The sequence below is a fragment of the Natrinema zhouii genome, from assembly GCF_013456555.2.
Classification (GTDB): Archaea; Halobacteriota; Halobacteria; order Halobacteriales; family Natrialbaceae; genus Natrinema; species Natrinema zhouii.
Genome location: NZ_CP084882.1, coordinates 392,625 through 409,600 on the forward strand (window position 1 = coordinate 392,625; position 16,976 = coordinate 409,600).

Genomic DNA, 16,976 nt, shown 5'->3' on the forward strand with positions numbered 1-16,976 from the left:
ACAGCACTATTCGGTGCCATTTCAACACACGAGTTTCAAGAGACACAATCTATGAGATCACGCCTCTCTAGCCCGCTTACTGACATCCAGCAATCACAGACAGTCCTCATCATCTTTGCGAGTACGCTCGTGAGTGTGATGGGCGTCTCCCTCATTAGCCCAGCGCTGCCGACGATACAGGCGGCATGGAACATCTCAGCGAGCCAAGCGAGTCTTCTCATCTCGGCATTTACCTTGCCTGGCATCGTTCTCACGCCGTTCATCGGACTCATAGCCGACCGCGTTGGTCACAAGCGTGTGCTCGTCCCCTCGCTATTCTTGTTTGGCGTGAGTGGCATTGCAGTCGTGTTCGTCGACGGATTCACGACATTTCTCGGTCTCCGCGTCGTGCAGGGAACTGCCGGCAGTGCCATTATGAGTCTCACCGTGACGTTGCTCGGTGACCTGTTCTCGGGGGAACAGCAGAGTCGTCTCATTGGACTGAACGCGGCAATCCTCGCCATCGGCGCGGCTGGCTACCCCTTACTGGGCGGTGGCCTTGCACTGCTCTCGTGGGCCGCGCCGTTCGTCTGTTTCGCACTCGGTATTGTTGTTGCCGTTGCCGGCTCTGCGATTCTCCCTGACCCCGAGAGTAGCATGGACTCGTCCGGACTCTCGTACGTCGTTAACGCGGTGCGAGCGGTACCAACTCGGTCGGCTCTCGGGTTATACGTCGCTATTTTCGGCATTTTCTTTATTCTCTATGGCGCACAGCTCACGGTCATCCCGTTCATTCTCGACGAATCCTACGGCCTTTCCTCCGGAGCGATTGGACTGTTGCTCGGACTTCCGGCGGTAACGATGGGGGTGACGTCCTCACAGTCATCCCGTCTCATGCGCCATCTCTCACCCCCACGACTCATCACACTCGGTTTTGTGACCTACGGTATCGGCATGACGCTCGCTGCACTCGCCCACTCGATCATCGTCCTCGCCTGCGCACTGTTCCTGTTCGGTATCGGACAGGGATTTGCGGAGCCGATCACCGATACGGCGCTGAATACACTCTCGCCCGATGCGTTCCGCGGCGGAATCATGAGTATTCGAACGAGCGTGCTTCAGTTCGGAACCACCCTCGGCCCGCCAGTGTTCGTTGCTGGCGCCTCGATCGTCGGCTACGCTGACACACTCCTCATTGCCGGTATCGCCGCCCTCGTCTTCGGTGTCACTGGTTACGGCCTCCTCATAATCTCAAAGCATAGTAATTCAAACTTGGACATTACATATGGGTGAACGGTCTGTTCTATGAGCTCGTCCATATCCCTATCACGGTTCACCCGAAAGAACTCTCTGCCAGTCACGACAATGCCCTCCCTCTGTCCTCGTGAGTCTATATCGGCAGATAGCCTTTTGTTTGTGTCCGATAGTACGGACGAGCAGTCAAGGTCTCTGCGTCCGCGGCACAGTCGTCCGTGCAAGTCCACAGGCCAGTACGTTGTTGTCGATTACAGATTAGATATCGGTCTCCTCGTTCGGTTGAGGGTCAGGATCCGCGTTCGGCCCGATTACCCGTGCCGTCGAATACAGCTGCTCGCCTATCTCGGCCTAGTGGTTGAGCTTGTTCGTCCAGATCTCTCCGAGTGCATCGATGGTAGCGAGTTCCTTGGCCAACTCGCGATCGTCGGGCATTCGATAGCGCACGTTCGTTGCTCGGGCCACCGACCAGTCGGGATTCGATCGGCTGACGGGTGACATCGACTGGCCGGGAGCGACCGTTCTACTCATGAAGATTTGGTCCTCTGCGACGGTGACGTGCCCACTGGCCGTAATCTAAACCGACCGAACAGATGATAGAGGAGATGCTGGGCCGAACCGGACGGGTTGTCCGGTCTGAACGGTAGCACCCACTGAGAGCGGGCCAGATAGTTCGGTGCGATTATAAACGAGAGAACCTAACATACGAGATGTCGAAGCTGACCTAACGAATAGGAGCCCATACGAGAGCTTCGAGTCGAAAAACGTCATCGCTGTGGACAGCACTAGCTGCTGTCTTGGCTGTGGCGGACCGATGCGAAATCGTCGAATGTCGCTAGAATGACCATGGCACCCAACTCCGATAGAGACCGCGACAAGACAGAGGATTCGACAGTACAATCTACGAAACCGGAATCGGCGCTCGAAACGGCACGCCGGCAGCTTCACCATGCCGCAGACCATCTCAGTATTGACCAGCATGTCGTCGAACGGCTCAAATACCCGAAAAAAGTCCACGAGGTTACCGTCCCTGTTGAACGTGATGACGGCACAGTTGAGGTTTTCACGGGATACCGAGCCCAACATGATAGCGTCAGAGGCCCGTATAAGGGAGGGCTCCGGTACCACCCCGAGGTGACCAGAAATGAATGCGTCGGACTCGGCATGTGGATGACCTGGAAGTGTGCTGTCATGGACCTCCCGTTCGGCGGTGCCAAGGGTGGCGTCGCTGTCAATCCGAAAGAGCTGAGTTCGGCGGAAAAAGAGCGGCTCACCCGTCGGTTTGCACAAGAGATTCGCAACGTCATCGGCCCCAATAAGGATATTCCCGCCCCAGACATGGGGACGGATCTACAGACGATGGCGTGGCTGATGGACGCGTACTCGATGCAAGAAGGCGAGTCGACACCGGGCGTCGTCACCGGAAAGCCGCCGGCCGTCGGCGGCAGTAAAGGCCGTGAAGAAGCTCCCGGACGGAGCGTGGCGATCATCACACAGCTCGTCTGCGAGCACTACGACCGGAAACTCGAGGAGACGACGGTAGCAGTACAGGGATATGGAAGTGTCGGCGCAAATGCTGCCCGACTGCTTGACGAATGGGGAGCAACGGTCGTCGGGATCAGCGACGTCAACGGAGCGATGTACGACCCAGAGGGGATTGATACGGCTTCGGTCCCTTCGCACGACGAGGAGCCGGAAGCCGTCACCGACTACGCGGATACCCTGATCTCGAACGAAGAGCTACTCACGCTCGACGTCGACGTGCTCATTCCTGCAGCTCTGGGGAACGTTATTACGGAAGAGAACGCGGGGGAGATTACTGCGAATCTCGTCATCGAAGGAGCAAACGGCCCAACGACATCGGCAGCAGATTCGATGCTCGCCGAACGAGATACTGCAGTGATTCCCGACATTCTCGCCAATGCTGGCGGAGTTACGGTGAGCTACTTCGAGTGGCTCCAAGATATCAATCGTCGAGCCTGGTCGCTCGAACGAGTGAATGACGAACTCGAAACAGAGATGCAGGCCGCATGGCGTGACGTTCAAGCAGAGTTCGAGAGACGTGATGTCTCCTGGCGTGATGCAGCCTACATCGTCGCGCTTTCTCGAATCGCCGAAGCCCACGAGGCTCGGGGGTTGTGGCCGTAACAGATGAGTCATTCTCCACTCAAGCGAACGCGGCAGCCATCCACTCCGCTTGAGCGAGGATTATTTCGGATATTCCGACTGTCATCGCTCGGTACCACCGCTGTAGTTGTTTGGTTATTCGGGTATCTATTTATCGGATTTGCACTCAACGTGGTTGGCATTTACGATCCTGAATTCGCGGTGATGGGCTTTACCGATCCCTTCTTTCTTGTGTCGAGCTTCCTAGCGGGAGCTTTTATGTGTACGATGTCCGGGACACTCACGCTACTCACACTCCTTCTTGATACGAAGAATGCAAACGCGGAATTTGTTATACTGATGAGTTTGATCGCCTTTGGTTTTGGTGCAGCCACGATGCGAGTTACATCCAGTCCTGTGCAAGCGTGGCTCATTGGCGTGTGGAGCGCTATAGTGTGAACCGGCTTGAGGACAAGTGGTTCGAGAGTGATCTGCTCTTTCGGCATTGCGAGACGGCTTTTTTACCGTCTCAGACGACCCCAAGGCACGCGGCCTACTCGGCCTGTAGATCTAGATAATCCTATTCAAAGTGATCGACGGATTTCTCGTACTGCTCAGTCGCGTGGTCCCAGTCGATGACTTTGAAGAAAGCATCGACGAAGCTCCCTCGATCCGGCCCGTAGTAGGAATGCTCCCAGACGTCAAGTGCGAGGATAGGATGGGCACCCCAGAGCGCACCTTGGTCGTGTTTGTCGACGGCGAGGTTGCGCAGTTGCTTGGCGATCCAAATCTGTAACCGGGATGGATGATATGGAAATCCTCCGCGGGTGACGCATCGTGACTCGGTTACGGTCAGTACAGGCGATGTAGTCGTCGGAGGGACAGCGAATATATTTCTGGGGATGTACATACATCCTGCATGGAGAATTCGTGGACGCCGATCAGCTCCGGTGAGGAAGACGCACTCAACCACCTCGAGCAGTACCGCGACGCGGCTGGGGATGACCAGAGCATCACCCAAGAGGATGCTGTCACCTATCTTATGGAGCAGGATGTCGAACAGACTGATGCACGGGCCCACATCAAACAACTACTTTTGAAGGGCTATCTCTACGAAGTCGATGGCGAACTGAGGATTCCGCCGCGACCCTGACGAGAGAGAATCCCGTCACTTCTTGCCCCTAGTTATAGCCAGACCACCGCAACTACGACCGTAATGATATGAAGTGCAATCCACGACTTGTGACCCTGGGATGCCGTCCGGCACGACCACACAGCCGACGAAACTAATCGTGGCGAGTTGCTCGCTGTTCCGGTTCTAGACCTCCACTTCGTCGTAGTAGTGCGCCGACCGGCGGGAAGCGTCCGAAGTGTCGTTTGGCACTTGTTGCATATGATTCAAATTCCGCGGGGAAGTGCTGCCGACAGATCGTCGAACTCTACGTGAAAGCCGGACTCAAAGACTGCGAGAGAGACTGCTGGTCGCGCTCAAGTGGGCTGTTGACGCGTAGACGTGGAACGTACGCTGAGGACAAACACCCCATATTTATTCTCGCGGATCGCGGCGGCGGCGGTGAGCGGTCCGTGATCCCGACGAAAGCCGTCGACGTATCGACGATTCGACTCCTGCAGGCGGTCGGCCAGCAAGATTTATTGACCGTCTATACCGACGGCTTTCGGGCGTACGAACCGCTAGACGAGAACGACGCATTCAACCATGAATATGTCAGTCACGGCGACGGTAAGTACGTTGATAGAGACATCCACATGAATACCTGTGAGACCCGCGCATCGCTGACGCAACGGTGGCTCTCACCACATCGTATCGACTCCAAAAAACTCACAACGTATCTACGAGCGTTCTATCTCCGCTGTGAGGTTTTCCGAAACTAGGAGAAGAAGCGCTCAACCCCATCCTCGAAACTCTCCCTAACCCACCAACAATCTATACCACAGGAGCAATCCTACTATCTCCCCTAAACACTGTGAGATTCTTAATCAAACATCGGAAGTTCCGCCCCATCAATACGCGTACAACACGCGGATTGATGGAACTTACGACCGAAAACGGTAGATTGTAAAACCGTCATTTTGATAATCAAGAGCACGTTCGGCGACGCAGTGCTTGTACGAGCTCAATATGATGAGCTTCGTGGACTTGTCCTGATGTGTGGATTCACAACATAAAAAATGGCTGTGAACCAGTGGAATCAAGGTACGTTTTGCGATTCATCGCGGTTCAATACTTCATATGCGCCAACAGTAGGCTTGTAAGCACCCACCGATCCAACCACACCTTCGACAAGTTGTAACTTCTTGAGTTCCTGCATCTGCGAGTGCACGCTATCAGATTCGAACCCGGTGCTCTCAGCGATGAGTTCACCCTTTATATATCCTTCATCCTGTTCGTACAATTGTATCAGTGCAGTTAGGATTTTCTTTTGAGCCATGGAAAGCTCTAACCACGCCATACGCAGATGTTGGCGATCGGCGCTCTTAAAATGTCGGTTCAATCAGAAAAAATTCACGATGACATCTGCGACATAGTCAAACCCGCTATAAACAGTAGTTGCTAATTCAACGCGGACAGCCGAACGAAACTGGTCGATCAACCGATTTGGATTGCAGCGCTCCGACGATCTATGTGACACAGCGAGGAACGTAGCGAAGAAACGCCGCCGACAGCGGCGTTTCTGAGCGTTGCCACTCGGTTACGGCGTTCTGACCGATTATCTCGGTCGGACTGATCTTCCCCTATCCGTAATCGGTCACACTAACGAATTCCCTGAAGACACGTGTCGAGATTGGCGGTTTCTCCGGTACAGCACCAGCTGAGACAAGTACATTTGCGAGGATCCACAGATCGTACATCGAAACCGCGAACAGGAAGTAGAACAGCCGTACCCAGAACGTCGGCGACGATGTTCTCGGGAGAAAGTCACCGATCTGGCGGTAGGAGGTTTCAATTCCCCAGCGGCGGCGGAACGCCGCCGCGTACGCTCTCGCCGCTTCAGGCTCAAGGTCGAAATTCGTAATGAACCAGACGTGCTCGTCCTCCGTTGACCGATGTGGCACAGCAAACACAGTCACTGCAACTGAGGCGGTCGGTTCACGTTTTCGCTGCATGAGATACTCGTCAACGACCGTCTCAGCGCCGGCGCTGAGACGGGCCTTCATCCCCTTACTCGGGCGTGCACGGACGATATAGTCGACGTCGAGCTGTTCGAGTTCCGCAACGACGTGAACCTGGTAGAAGCCTCTGTCGAGGTAGACGTGTCTGATCGAGACGTACTCTTGTGCCGTTTCGAGCAGCAAGTGAACGGCTTCGCGCTTGGCGTGAAAGCCGTTCGCCTCCAATGTCAGTACATCGAGTGTAAACCGCGTTCCTGGTGCAACGATACAGATCGTCGCAAAACAGTACGTTCGAGTTGTTCCCTGATCGGGATAGGTGATTAGAACGTGGTCAGTGTCTACATCACCGTAAAACCGCCATTGATGGTTGTCTATCGCAACATCGACACAGTTGGGCAAGAGTCGTTGTTTCCGGAGAATCTCGAAGAGATCATCGCGGACGCCATCGAACTGGTCGTCGATGGCGTCCGCCTCCAGGTTCCGGAGATGGTAGAGAAGTGGTTTTGCGAGTCCATTGCGAGCCGTCGACGTGACGTCGACGGGCTCGCCGTTGTTGAGTTGGCACGTTTTCCCAGCTGTATTGGCGAACTCTTGTTCGAAGGTGACACGAGAGAGGAGTTTCTCGAAGCTCTCTCTTGTGTAGCTCCCACACGGTTTGATGCCAAAGTCGAGCGCCGGATAAACGACGGTTGAGGCGGCGCGACAGACCTGTTTTGCTTCATCAATCTCGACCATAGCGACCCTACCAGCAACGGCGCAAATTAGATTTGGCGTCTACTGTAAATAGCGAGGGATAGTGGATCTACGAAAGATTCGACTGATGATCCAGCGGTGCCGAGCCAAGACATTTCGAAGAGACTCGCCAAATTCGAGCACCTACTAACTCAATGGGAAAATCTGCTACGCTCTTGCGAAGGAATTGTTGAATGCGTGGGCGACGGCTGAATGTCGAAGAGAGTGGGCACCGCGCGGCGCCCAACATGTTCCCTGTGCTCAGATATTTCTGTGGGATTTCGGTCGGTTTTTTACACCTGATTTATGGCTGGTCTCAGGAAGGGCTTCTTCACCCGAGGCTCCCCTCCATCTCGAGTTCGATGAGGCGGTTGAGTTCGACTGCGTATTCGATCGGCAGCTCCTCTGTGATGGGCTCGATGAAGCCCGCCACGATCATTTGCTTGGCGTCGTCGTCGTCGAGGCCACGGGACTGGAGGTAAAAGACGTCCTCGTCGCCGATTTTGCCGACAGTTGCCTCGTGGGCGACGTCCACCTTCGACTCGTTGATCTCCATGTACGGCATGGTGTCCGAGGTGGACTCGTTGTCGAACATCAGCGCATCGCACTCCACCGACGTCGAGGAATGTTCGGCGCCGTCGGCGATGTGGACGAGGCCGCGGTAGTTGGTGCGGCCGCCGTCCTTGGCGATCGACTTGGATTCGATGGTCGAACTCGTCTCTGGCGCGTTGTGGTAGACCTTCGCACCGGTGTCGATGTTCTGATCTTCACCAGCGAAGGCGATGGTGATGTGGTTGTCCGTCGCACCCGGACCCTTGAGGATCGTGGCCGGGTAGAGCATCGTTGCCTTCGAGCCCATGCTCCCAGACACCCACTCCATCGTGCCGTCTGCCTCGACGATGGCACGCTTGGTGTTGAGGTTGTAGGTGTTTTTCGACCAGTTCTGCACGGTCGAATACTGGACGTGCGCGCCCTCGTCCACGAACACTTCGACGCAGCCCGAGTGAAGGTTGAACTCCGAGTATTTCGGCGCCGAGCAGCCCTCGATGTAATGGACCTCCGAGCCCTTTTCGGCGACGATGAGCGTGTGCTCGAACTGTCCCATCCCTTCGGAGTTCATCCGGAAGTACGCCTGGATGGGCATCTCGACGACCGTGTCCTCGGGGACGTAGACGAAGGAGCCGCCCGACCAGATCGCACCGTGGAGCGCAGCGAATTTATTGTCGCTCGGCGGCACGCACTTCGTCATGAAGTACTCTTTGACGATGTCGGGGTGCTCCTGGACCGCTTTGTCCATGTCCATGAAGACGACGCCCTTCTCTTCCCACTGATCCTTCATGTTTTGGTAGACGATTTCGGACTCATACTGGGCGCCGACGCCTGAGAGAGCGTTCTTCTCAGCCTCGGGAATGCCAAGCTTGTCGAAGGTGTCCTTGATGTCCTCGGGGAGCTCATCCCAGTCGTCGACGGCGCCGCGGACGTCGATGTCCGGCCGGATGTAGGGGACGATTTCGGCGACATCTACCTCCGAGAGGTCGGGCTGGCCCGGCCAATTCGTTGGCACCGGCATGTTCTGCCAGTGTTCTAAGGCGCGAAGCCGGCGCTTGAGCATCCATTCTGGCTCGTTTTTGTCCTCGGAGATGACCCGGATCGTCTCCTCGGTGAGTCCTTTCTCCGAGCGGAATGCCGACTTCTCTTACTTCTTGAACTCGAAGCGAGCCTCGGTGTCGGTTTCGCGCAGGTGGTCCTGGTCTGAACTCATAGAGTATATCGGTGGATAGAGGTTGGTTCTGGAGCCTTATCAGGGTATGGATCCCGCCGTCCGTAGAGGTTGTCTCAAAGGTGAATCCAGACGTGTCCGAACGCTCCGAGCGTGACGGCGATGAGGACGAAATACGGCAGCGTGAAGTCGTATGCTATCGAGAGAACGCTATGGTACGGAATGATCGAGGTTATAGCGAGCGGGTATAGGATCGAATCAAGACCTGTAATGCACGTCCAGTTCAGAGTTGATGGTGCGACCGACCTAGACATCCTCGGAGAACAAGGGCAGCGCAGAATAGACCTCGTTCGGTAATCACCACGGCTTCGATTTCCTAAGGTTGGCGGCCAGATCGGCAAGCCGATTTCCTAGTGCGGTGAGGAAGTGATCACTTAGCACCAAGCCAACGGGTGTTTCCACGCGTTGACGGCCTAGGACTCAAAAGATGAGATAGCAGCGATCCTCTTTGAGAGGGCTAAAGAAGCGTTCGACGGTGGTTCTGCTGTCGAACGTGCTCTGTAGGCCACCTATAGAAATTCTGCTGGCCGAATAAATCACGGCTGACGTAATAACGATTCAGATTATATCGACGATTCCAATGATGAGATCGTAGAACTAGCAGACCACAGGGCGATGAATCGCCGTTCCACCGGCAGTGGGGAACGTGAATAGCGAAAACTGTTGCTCCCGTTGGCTCCAGCCGGTCACTGAGGGCTGCTCGAAGTAGCTTGCATAAGTTCTGAACAGGTCGAAAGAGACATCGTGAGGCACGCCTATCCTAGCTCGATTTGTCGTTTTCCACGTGCCACGGTCGGTGTTCATCACCGGGGTTCAATAGTTGCGGTTGCGTTGATCACTCCTAGCGGCCCTCAGATCCTCAGCTACTCACCTCGAGTGGATAGTCCACCTTCCCTCGGTGGGGCATGTAGCACACCGACACGAGTAGTTTCCGTGCCGTTGCGACAATCGCCTTCTTCAAATTCATTCGACTAATTCAACCGGTAGAAAAACCGGCTCAGATACTCGTTTTTACTGTTGTACACCGCTGTGTACGCACTGTAAACTACCCCACCCTATTCTCTCGTCGCATATGCGCCTCGGTCCTTGAGGGGGGCTTTGATGTGGACTCCCGGCAATCAGTCACCGGCAATAGGCTGGTGACTCTCGCCGTTCACCGTCCCACCATTCACACGCACGTCTACTGGTGCGTCTCCGCCCCCCGACTTGGGCGAGAAACGGAGTCTGTGTCGTCGCTTTCGGGCGTACTGTAGCCCGATGTTCTTTGTGGCGTTGTAGTCCGCGTTCACCTCGTACCCGCACTTTTGGCACTCGAAGTGTTCTCCGTCGCGGTTATCGTCGTGCGTGAACCCACAGTCCGTCCGAGAACAGCGTTGGGATGTGTGGTTCGGTTCAACTGTCTCCACGGAGACACCGCGTTCCCGGGCCTTGTAGGAGCCGTACTCGAACAGGCGTCGAAACGCCCATACGTGATGCCACTTCGCCTGCGGAATCTATTGTCGGATGACCGTTAGGTCTTCAAACACGATTACGTCGCAGTCGTGTTCGACAGCTTCCGTAACGAGTCCATTGGCGACGGTGTGAATGTACTGTTTGCGCCACGATTCTTCTCGTTTGCATAGGCGAAGCAGGGCGTTGTGCTCGGCTTGGGTGCCGCACTGTTGCATTTCTCCACGCCGCTTTTCGAACTCGCGACACCAGTGGTCGTAGTCGTCGCCCTGCCAGAATGTACCGGTCGAGGAGACGGCTAACGAGTTGACACCGAGGTCGATACCGAGGACTGTTTGGTGCTCAGTATCTACCGAAACCTCTGCGTAGTCACCGTCAGTCCGCCGCGTCGAGATGTTGAGGTAGAACTCGTCGGTCACCGCGTCGTATCGGAGTGTACTCTCGCGGAACTCGTAGTCCTCGGAGAGTACGTACTGCTCGTAGGGCGTCGGACTGTCTGCCGGGAGAACGAACGGACATTCGACCCGGCCATCGACTGTCGCCAGCGACGCTTTGCGTCGGTAGAAGGTCGCGCTTCGAGTGTCGTAGTCCATCGTCTCGGCGGTGAACGTCGGACGGGAGACACGCTGTCCCCTCTCCCACCGTTCGACAACGCCTTTGACGGCTTCGACGGCGCGACGTATCGCGGCTTGGACGAGTTGTGCCTGTAACTCCGTCTCCTCGCGGAGGTCAGAGTAGAGTGCGTCTCGGACCTGCCGTTAGTTATTCTTGCACTCGGTGTATGAAGTATCGGACCAGCAGTAGTCGGCGGTTCGATTCGCGCAGTACAGATATTGCTCGGCGGTTCGGTGGAGTGCGTCGCGTTGCTCGTCGGGTACAGCAAGTTTCACGATGGCGGTTCGACGCACGACCATACTTCAGAGAAGTACCGGCGGTACTTAAGCGTTCGAGAGTCGATTTGTCAAAGTGTGCCGGTTGCGCCGCACCCTGTCGGTTTCCTCTCCGGCCTACTCACTCCTTTCGGTCGCTCCTTGAAGCCGGAGGTTCCACCTTGATTACGCACGGCTGAGGTCGGATCACCGAACCCGTCCAGATTCGTGTTTCGAGACACCTCCGTCCATCCGCGAGTCGGACGACTTGCGGATCGTCGGATTCAGTCTCATATAACTCACAACCTCCCTGTGGGTGTCGAACCGATCGACTTCTCCAAGTTTCGCGTAGATCAGTAACGCGGGGAAGTAGCTGACATATGGGATGGTCATCAGCACTTGGATCTCTGAAGGAAACCCAGTGCGTTCCTCGATCGCAGTTTCGGGCTTTGCCATTTTTCTCGGTCAAGGTCCCGACCACGTTGAGGTACGACTCCAACAACTCATCTTACGACGTCGGGGGCGAGAGTTCCTGGAGGAACTCTCGTCCCTTCACGCTCAGTGGCTTCACAACCTCGATGATCACTTCCCACTGGTCTACACCGCTAACCTCGTCAACGATGCACAATCTCTCGATTTCTCGGCTAAACCGAACACGGATGGAGGAGATTGTAACAAGATGAAAGCAGACATCGACGTTGGCCGGGAAGCCATCATTGGGCCCTTCACCCGCACGAATTTGACTTCGTCGGCGAGGTTGCCGGGTGTTCCGAGGGGGTGGTCGTTGGCAGGGAATTGGATGCGAGATTTAACCGATAAAGCTCTCGACACCGGTTCTGGAGATGGGCTCGCCTTCGATAACGTGATCCGGGAGCGAGAGCCACAAATTCGTTTTCGGTTGTCGCCACCTAGGTCGCTTTCGAGGTGTTCTTCATTCATACACCTTTAATCGGTTGCCCACCCAAGGCTATCGTATGTCGTCGATCGAGCTTACGTCGAGTCAGAAAACTATTCTCACGGCGTTGATTAATCTCTATCCTAAGACGGAGAACGCCGTCAAGGGCGAGGATATTGCCGCTGAAGTTGACCGTAACCCTGGTACAATTAGAAACCAGATGCAGAGCCTCAAGGCGCTCCAGTTGGTCGAGGGCGTCCCAGGGCCGAAGGGGGGATACAAACCCACTGCGAATGCCTACGAGGCGCTAGATGTCGAACAGATGGAAGAGCCGGCGTCAGTCCCACTTTTCCACGACGGCGAAACCGTCGAGGACGCTAATGTCGAGGAAATTGACCTCTCAAGCGTCCACCACCCCGAACTCTGCCGTGCAGAAATCCACCTCCAGGGTTCCATCCGTAGCTTCTCCGAGGGCGACGAAGTTAACGTCGGCCCGACGCCGCTATCGAAACTGGTCATCAACGGAGTTCTCGATGGCAAGGATGATACCAACAACATCCTCATCCTCCGGATCAAGAGCATGGAAGCGCCGGCCGACCAACCCGGGCACTAATCGATCACCGTCGGTATCTGAGAAAACCGCAGTCGTCTCCAAGTCTATCTTCCGCTTTGCCGTTCATATGTCGGTCCACGCGTGAACCGTATGCATTGTCGACGAGACGTTGGCGATCCACCGGGTGGCGGGTATCGACCCGATATCTACTATTTACCGGCAGTTGCAGTCGGTGACGACCCCTGCTGTATCCTGGTAGTTCACTCAAGGAGGATGATTACTACTTCCAGAAGGAGCGAACGACGTGCGAAGACAGCGATTCTCGTGAGGCTAACGGCTGGACCGGAAACGCCGCGAACGCTGCCACCACTTCTTCCACGCTGTCTCGAAGGATGTGGTGGCCGAAGTGCCGCCTGGAATGCTGGGACGATCGCCGTGGGCGACCTGATTGGTTTCAGTGATGGTACTGATTGAGGCGACCACGGCAACCTCGGTTTGCACGGGTTGGCGTTCGACCGATTCACCGAGATGCTGGAATACAAAGCTGCCGAACACAGCATCAGCGTCGATCACGTGAGCGAACATGACACGTCAAAATCGTGCACCTCGTGAGGGACCACGGACGATAGCCAGCGTATCGGTGGTTGTACGTCTGCGAAGATTGTGAACTGGTCGCCATTGCTGACGTGAATGGAGTCAAGAACATCCGACAGAAGGGACTCCCGAATCTCACCTGTAATGGAGGAGATAGGGATATCGGCTGGATGGCACAGCCTGCGGTGCGCCTGTTCGACAAATCTACGAGGCTAGTAGTCTCACAAGAACGTGTGACCCACGAACCATAATATCCCAACACACGGTAAATCGCGACGTGAACAACGCAGAAGATGTCATTTAGAGAATAAGCTTGTAGATGGGATATCCCCTAGTCCGGTTGCATATTCGTATGCGACATGCGCGGCAGCGACATCTTGAATTGCGAGACCGGTGCTGTCGAATATTGTCAGTTCATTTTGTGGTATTGCCAACCCATCGGTTGCACTTACTAACTCACCAAGTTCGGCGTAGATATCATCTTCATCAAGATCTCCTCGACCCCACGGCACGTTGATCTCACCTGCGTGAATTGCTTGGTCAAAACTATCGACGAAAACGCACCCTTCAGTGAGAATATTCGTACTGAGTTCCTGTTTACCTTCGGCATCGGCACCGATCGCATTAATATGCGTTTGAGGATTGACCGCGCTAAGCGGAACAATTGGTTCTTCAGCAGGGGTTACAGTTGAGACAATGTCACATGCGGCCGCTTCATGAACGGTACCGGCCTGAATCTCGAAACCGGGATATGTGTTAATGAATGTGTCTATCGCGTCATCGTCCACATCATTCACGATGGCCTTATTGATTGGTCGGACTTGGGTGAGAGCTTCAAATTGAGCATACGATTGCGTTCCGGCACCGATAAGGCCTAAACTGTGAGCATCGTCAGCCGCGAGATGATCTGTAGCGACGGCCGCAGCTGCCGCAGTCCGCTTCCGAGTAAGAACGGTGGCGTCCATGATAGCTAACGGACTAAGCGTCTCTGGATCGGAGTAGATAATTATCCCCATTACCGTTGGCAGGTTATTGTTTGATGGATTATCCGGATGGACGTTAACCCATTTAATTGCAGCACCCTCCCACGAATCAGTCCCCACATATGCAGGCATTGACCGAAAATCACCATTATACTGGGGCAGATCGATATGTGACTTCGGTGGCATTACCACAGTCCCTTGCTCGTAGGCTTGGAACGCTTCTTCTACGACTGCATTTACAGCCTCTATCGGTACTGATTGTGTTACTTCAGAATCGAGCAGGAGGGTTTCCATAGGGCTACTAACCTCGTGTCGAACTTAATCCTGGCCCAGTATCAATCCACTCAAGTTGAGACAGTTGTTTCATCTTTTAACTATTTGTCATTTATCCCTGGACTTCATCTCTTTTAGACGGTCGAGCAACACTTCCATAGAGTCCTCCGTCTCAAACGTCATTTGGCCCCGATATTCTCTCGGTTGCTCTTCAGAGTCTGATTCAATTTCGGAGAGTTTCTTCTCACGGCGTTCATGCTCTTGTTCGTCGAAGTTACCCATACCCATGGGAATCTAAATCTTGGAACTGATTACCAATAAGCGTAGCGGATCCGTGAAAACAGTTCACATGGGGTGGTTAGACTGTTCGATAGAAATCTGTCATAAACACATCTGTAGAGGAGTGGGACAGATATTTCCCAGCACGTTTCAGGGTACTATCTGTGATAGCTAAACATGAGTGGATTCGTGTATTCTGAGAAACCTATCGAGATCGTCGAAGGCGATGGTCCGTATCTCTACGATGACAACGAGGACGAATACCTCGATATGGGTGCGAACTACACATGTGTCCCGTTGGGTCATGGCCACGATAGGGTTACGGATGCCATCACAACACAACTTTCGGGATCTGACCTATGTACAAGGCTCGTATCCCGTTGCAATGCGGAGTCAGCTCTCCGAGACACTGGGACATGTAGCGCCCGGTGATATCGAGAAGGTGTGGCTCTGTAATTTCGGAATCGAGGCTAATGAGGCTGCATTGAAGTTTGCTCGTGCAGCCACCGGTAGCACGAAAACCATCGCCACAGTACGGGGATTCCATGGTCGTACAATGGGCGCGCTTTCCACTACGTGGAAGGACAAATGTAAAAACCCTTATGAGCCATTTCTTGAGAACGTAGAGTTCGTCCAATATGGCGATGTTGACGCGATAACGACGGCAATCGATGACAATACAGCGGCTGTCATAGTCGAACCCATCCAAGGCGAGGGGGGCATCAACCCTGCCTCTCCCAATTTTATGAAGACTATCCGTGAGGCGACCACAGAAGCTGGAGCAGCGCTAATTCTGGATGAGGTTCAAACGGAGTTGGGTGGACAGACAAACTTTGGGCCTGTGAGCGTGTAGACGTTGTGCCAGACATACTCACAAGTGCAAAGGGACTCGGAAACGGATTACCCATTGGTGCGACGCTGTATCGCGACTGGATTGCAGAAGAATATGGCGACCATGCGTCGACATTCAGCGGGAACCCTCTTATCTCAGCGGCAGCTGAAGCAACAATATCGACGATTACCGATGAAAACCTCCCTATCCATGCTGCCGAGATCGGAACATACCTGCAGAAGCAGTTAGAGGCAGAACTTGGTGATCGAGTCCGGGATATCCCCGGAGAGGCGTTGATGGTGGGTATTGAGGTTAAACGCGGAGCAAACCGTATCCTACAGGAGTTGGCGATGAATCATCGTGTCCTTGCACTGCCTGCAGGCAGGACTGTCGTACGACTTCTACCTCCACTAATCATCGATAAAAACCACGCTGACCATGTTGTAAATGCACTCGGGGAAATAATTGGCTGAATGATGTTCTGTCGTCCAGACGTTTAGATGGCTGACGGCGATGCTTCAGACCGATATATAGAGATGGAGAGCAGACGATGAGACTCTAACTCGCCCCTTACGAGAGATAAGGTACGAGGCACTTCTTCAGCCCACTCACGAATTCAAGTACGTGTTTCCACGGTGTAGTGGGTGAGCGCTTAACTGCTGAATTCACGGTTTGAACTCTGGAACGCTGGTCTTTTTGAAACGCTCCTGCCGTCGTGCGATTTCGTATAGCGATTTGTTTCTTTGTATCGGTCGTGATCGGATGGTAGAGTCCTCCAATTGAATGTCAATTGAGGAGAGTAGCAACAGAGCCAGAGCGCTGATTCTAGCCTTAGTAGCTTAGGAAATAGTGGTAGATGTAACAGGCCACCGAGACTTATAAAGATCCGTTATACTTGGACTAGCGGCAACTAATCTGGTATACGCTACCCAGACACCATAACAAATGTACTGTTGTTATTCACGGTTCAGTGTGGAACGGATTCACTAAGTAGGATCTGGATTACAGACCTACGCTTGTAACCCAAACAGTTCGATTAGGATTTCAGTCTAAAAATAGCGATCGTCACAGAATATGTGGCACTGCTAAATCGGGCTTTACCTGAGTGCTCCGAAGAGCTCTGAGTTGATTCAACTAGTGTCTTTGATATGGGGTTATTGGATAGAAAGCAGGCGTGTCCGCCAGTCTGATCAACCAATCTGGCACATGCTCCTTTTGACGGAGCGCCATTATTAGTGGAATCTCGAAATCTCTGTGCATGATTCG

General features: G+C 54.2%; 11 protein-coding genes and 8 pseudogenes. 9 read left to right on the forward strand and 10 right to left on the reverse strand.

From position 1 onward, the window contains the following. Positions 1-51: 51 nt before the first annotated feature. On the forward strand, positions 52-1,272 hold the full coding sequence (locus tag HYG81_RS39550) for an MFS transporter (RefSeq protein ID WP_226777636.1): 1,221 nt from the start codon (positions 52-54) through the stop codon (positions 1,270-1,272). 312 nt (positions 1,273-1,584) lie between these two features. On the opposite strand, the gene HYG81_RS39555 is transcribed toward HYG81_RS39550, so the two are convergent. Further along, a complete protein-coding gene (locus HYG81_RS39555; RefSeq protein ID WP_226777637.1) occupies positions 1,585-1,734 on the reverse strand; it encodes a 3-alpha domain-containing protein in 150 nt (49 codons plus the stop codon). Between the two features lie 345 nt (positions 1,735-2,079). Between HYG81_RS39555 and gdhB the strand changes: the two genes are divergently transcribed. Continuing rightward, positions 2,080-3,381, forward strand: a complete 1,302-nt coding sequence (gene gdhB, locus HYG81_RS39560; RefSeq protein WP_226777638.1) for a glutamate dehydrogenase GdhB — start codon at positions 2,080-2,082, stop codon at positions 3,379-3,381. 538 nt (positions 3,382-3,919) lie between these two features. Here gdhB and HYG81_RS39565 read toward each other — a convergent pair. Then, positions 3,920-4,123 (reverse strand): annotated as a pseudogene (locus HYG81_RS39565) (Fe-Mn family superoxide dismutase); the annotation flags it as partial. 135 nt (positions 4,124-4,258) lie between these two features. Between HYG81_RS39565 and HYG81_RS39570 the strand changes: the two are divergent. The 3 genes and pseudogenes from HYG81_RS39570 to HYG81_RS39580 all read left to right on the forward strand — a co-directional run. Continuing rightward, on the forward strand, positions 4,259-4,492 hold the full coding sequence (locus HYG81_RS39570; protein ID WP_226777639.1) for a hypothetical protein: 234 nt from the start codon (positions 4,259-4,261) through the stop codon (positions 4,490-4,492). A 272-nt stretch (positions 4,493-4,764) separates the two neighbouring features. Further along, a pseudogene (locus tag HYG81_RS39575) lies at positions 4,765-5,264 on the forward strand (transposase); the annotation flags it as partial. Between the two features lie 60 nt (positions 5,265-5,324). Continuing rightward, a pseudogene (locus tag HYG81_RS39580) lies at positions 5,325-5,528 on the forward strand (IS5/IS1182 family transposase); the annotation flags it as partial. Between the two features lie 21 nt (positions 5,529-5,549). Here the strand turns inward: HYG81_RS39580 and HYG81_RS39585 are convergent. The 3 genes and pseudogenes from HYG81_RS39585 to sufB form a co-directional block, all read right to left on the reverse strand. Then, a complete protein-coding gene (locus tag HYG81_RS39585) occupies positions 5,550-5,810 on the reverse strand; it encodes a helix-turn-helix domain-containing protein (protein ID WP_226777640.1) in 261 nt (86 codons plus the stop codon). 283 nt (positions 5,811-6,093) lie between these two features. Next, the gene (locus HYG81_RS39590) at positions 6,094-7,206 is read right to left on the reverse strand and encodes a transposase (RefSeq protein WP_226777641.1); all 1,113 of its coding nucleotides are present in this window, start codon (positions 7,204-7,206) and stop codon (positions 6,094-6,096) included. Positions 7,207-7,534: 328 nt separating this feature from the next. Further along, positions 7,535-8,965: pseudogene (gene sufB, locus HYG81_RS39595) on the reverse strand (Fe-S cluster assembly protein SufB). A 120-nt stretch (positions 8,966-9,085) separates the two neighbouring features. Here sufB and HYG81_RS39600 point away from each other — a divergent pair. After that, the gene (locus HYG81_RS39600) at positions 9,086-9,280 is read left to right on the forward strand and encodes a hypothetical protein (RefSeq protein ID WP_226777642.1); all 195 of its coding nucleotides are present in this window, start codon (positions 9,086-9,088) and stop codon (positions 9,278-9,280) included. A 562-nt stretch (positions 9,281-9,842) separates the two neighbouring features. Here HYG81_RS39600 and HYG81_RS39605 read toward each other — a convergent pair. From HYG81_RS39605 to HYG81_RS39615, 3 pseudogenes are all read right to left on the reverse strand, one after another. After that, a pseudogene (locus tag HYG81_RS39605) lies at positions 9,843-10,032 on the reverse strand (IS110 family transposase); the annotation flags it as partial. A gap of 69 nt (positions 10,033-10,101) precedes the next feature. Further along, positions 10,102-11,346: pseudogene (locus HYG81_RS39610) on the reverse strand (RNA-guided endonuclease InsQ/TnpB family protein). 165 nt (positions 11,347-11,511) lie between these two features. Continuing rightward, positions 11,512-11,878, reverse strand: a pseudogene (locus HYG81_RS39615) (transposase); the annotation flags it as partial. Between the two features lie 397 nt (positions 11,879-12,275). Between HYG81_RS39615 and HYG81_RS39620 the strand changes: the two are divergent. After that, positions 12,276-12,809: an Rrf2 family transcriptional regulator gene (locus tag HYG81_RS39620; RefSeq protein WP_226777643.1), complete on the forward strand. Its 534-nt coding sequence runs from the start codon at positions 12,276-12,278 to the stop codon at positions 12,807-12,809. Positions 12,810-13,277: 468 nt separating this feature from the next. Continuing rightward, positions 13,278-13,361: a transposase gene (locus HYG81_RS39625; RefSeq protein WP_233289931.1), complete on the forward strand. Its 84-nt coding sequence runs from the start codon at positions 13,278-13,280 to the stop codon at positions 13,359-13,361. Between the two features lie 278 nt (positions 13,362-13,639). Here HYG81_RS39625 and HYG81_RS39630 read toward each other — a convergent pair whose 3' ends face one another. Both HYG81_RS39630 and HYG81_RS39635 read right to left on the reverse strand, forming a co-directional pair. Beyond that, on the reverse strand, positions 13,640-14,620 hold the full coding sequence (locus tag HYG81_RS39630) for an ornithine cyclodeaminase family protein (protein ID WP_226777644.1): 981 nt from the start codon (positions 14,618-14,620) through the stop codon (positions 13,640-13,642). 87 nt (positions 14,621-14,707) lie between these two features. Continuing rightward, on the reverse strand, positions 14,708-14,887 hold the full coding sequence (locus HYG81_RS39635) for a DUF5786 family protein (RefSeq protein WP_226777645.1): 180 nt from the start codon (positions 14,885-14,887) through the stop codon (positions 14,708-14,710). A 168-nt stretch (positions 14,888-15,055) separates the two neighbouring features. Between HYG81_RS39635 and HYG81_RS39640 the strand changes: the two are divergent. Then, positions 15,056-16,183: pseudogene (locus tag HYG81_RS39640) on the forward strand (aspartate aminotransferase family protein). Positions 16,184-16,976 lie beyond the last annotated feature (793 nt).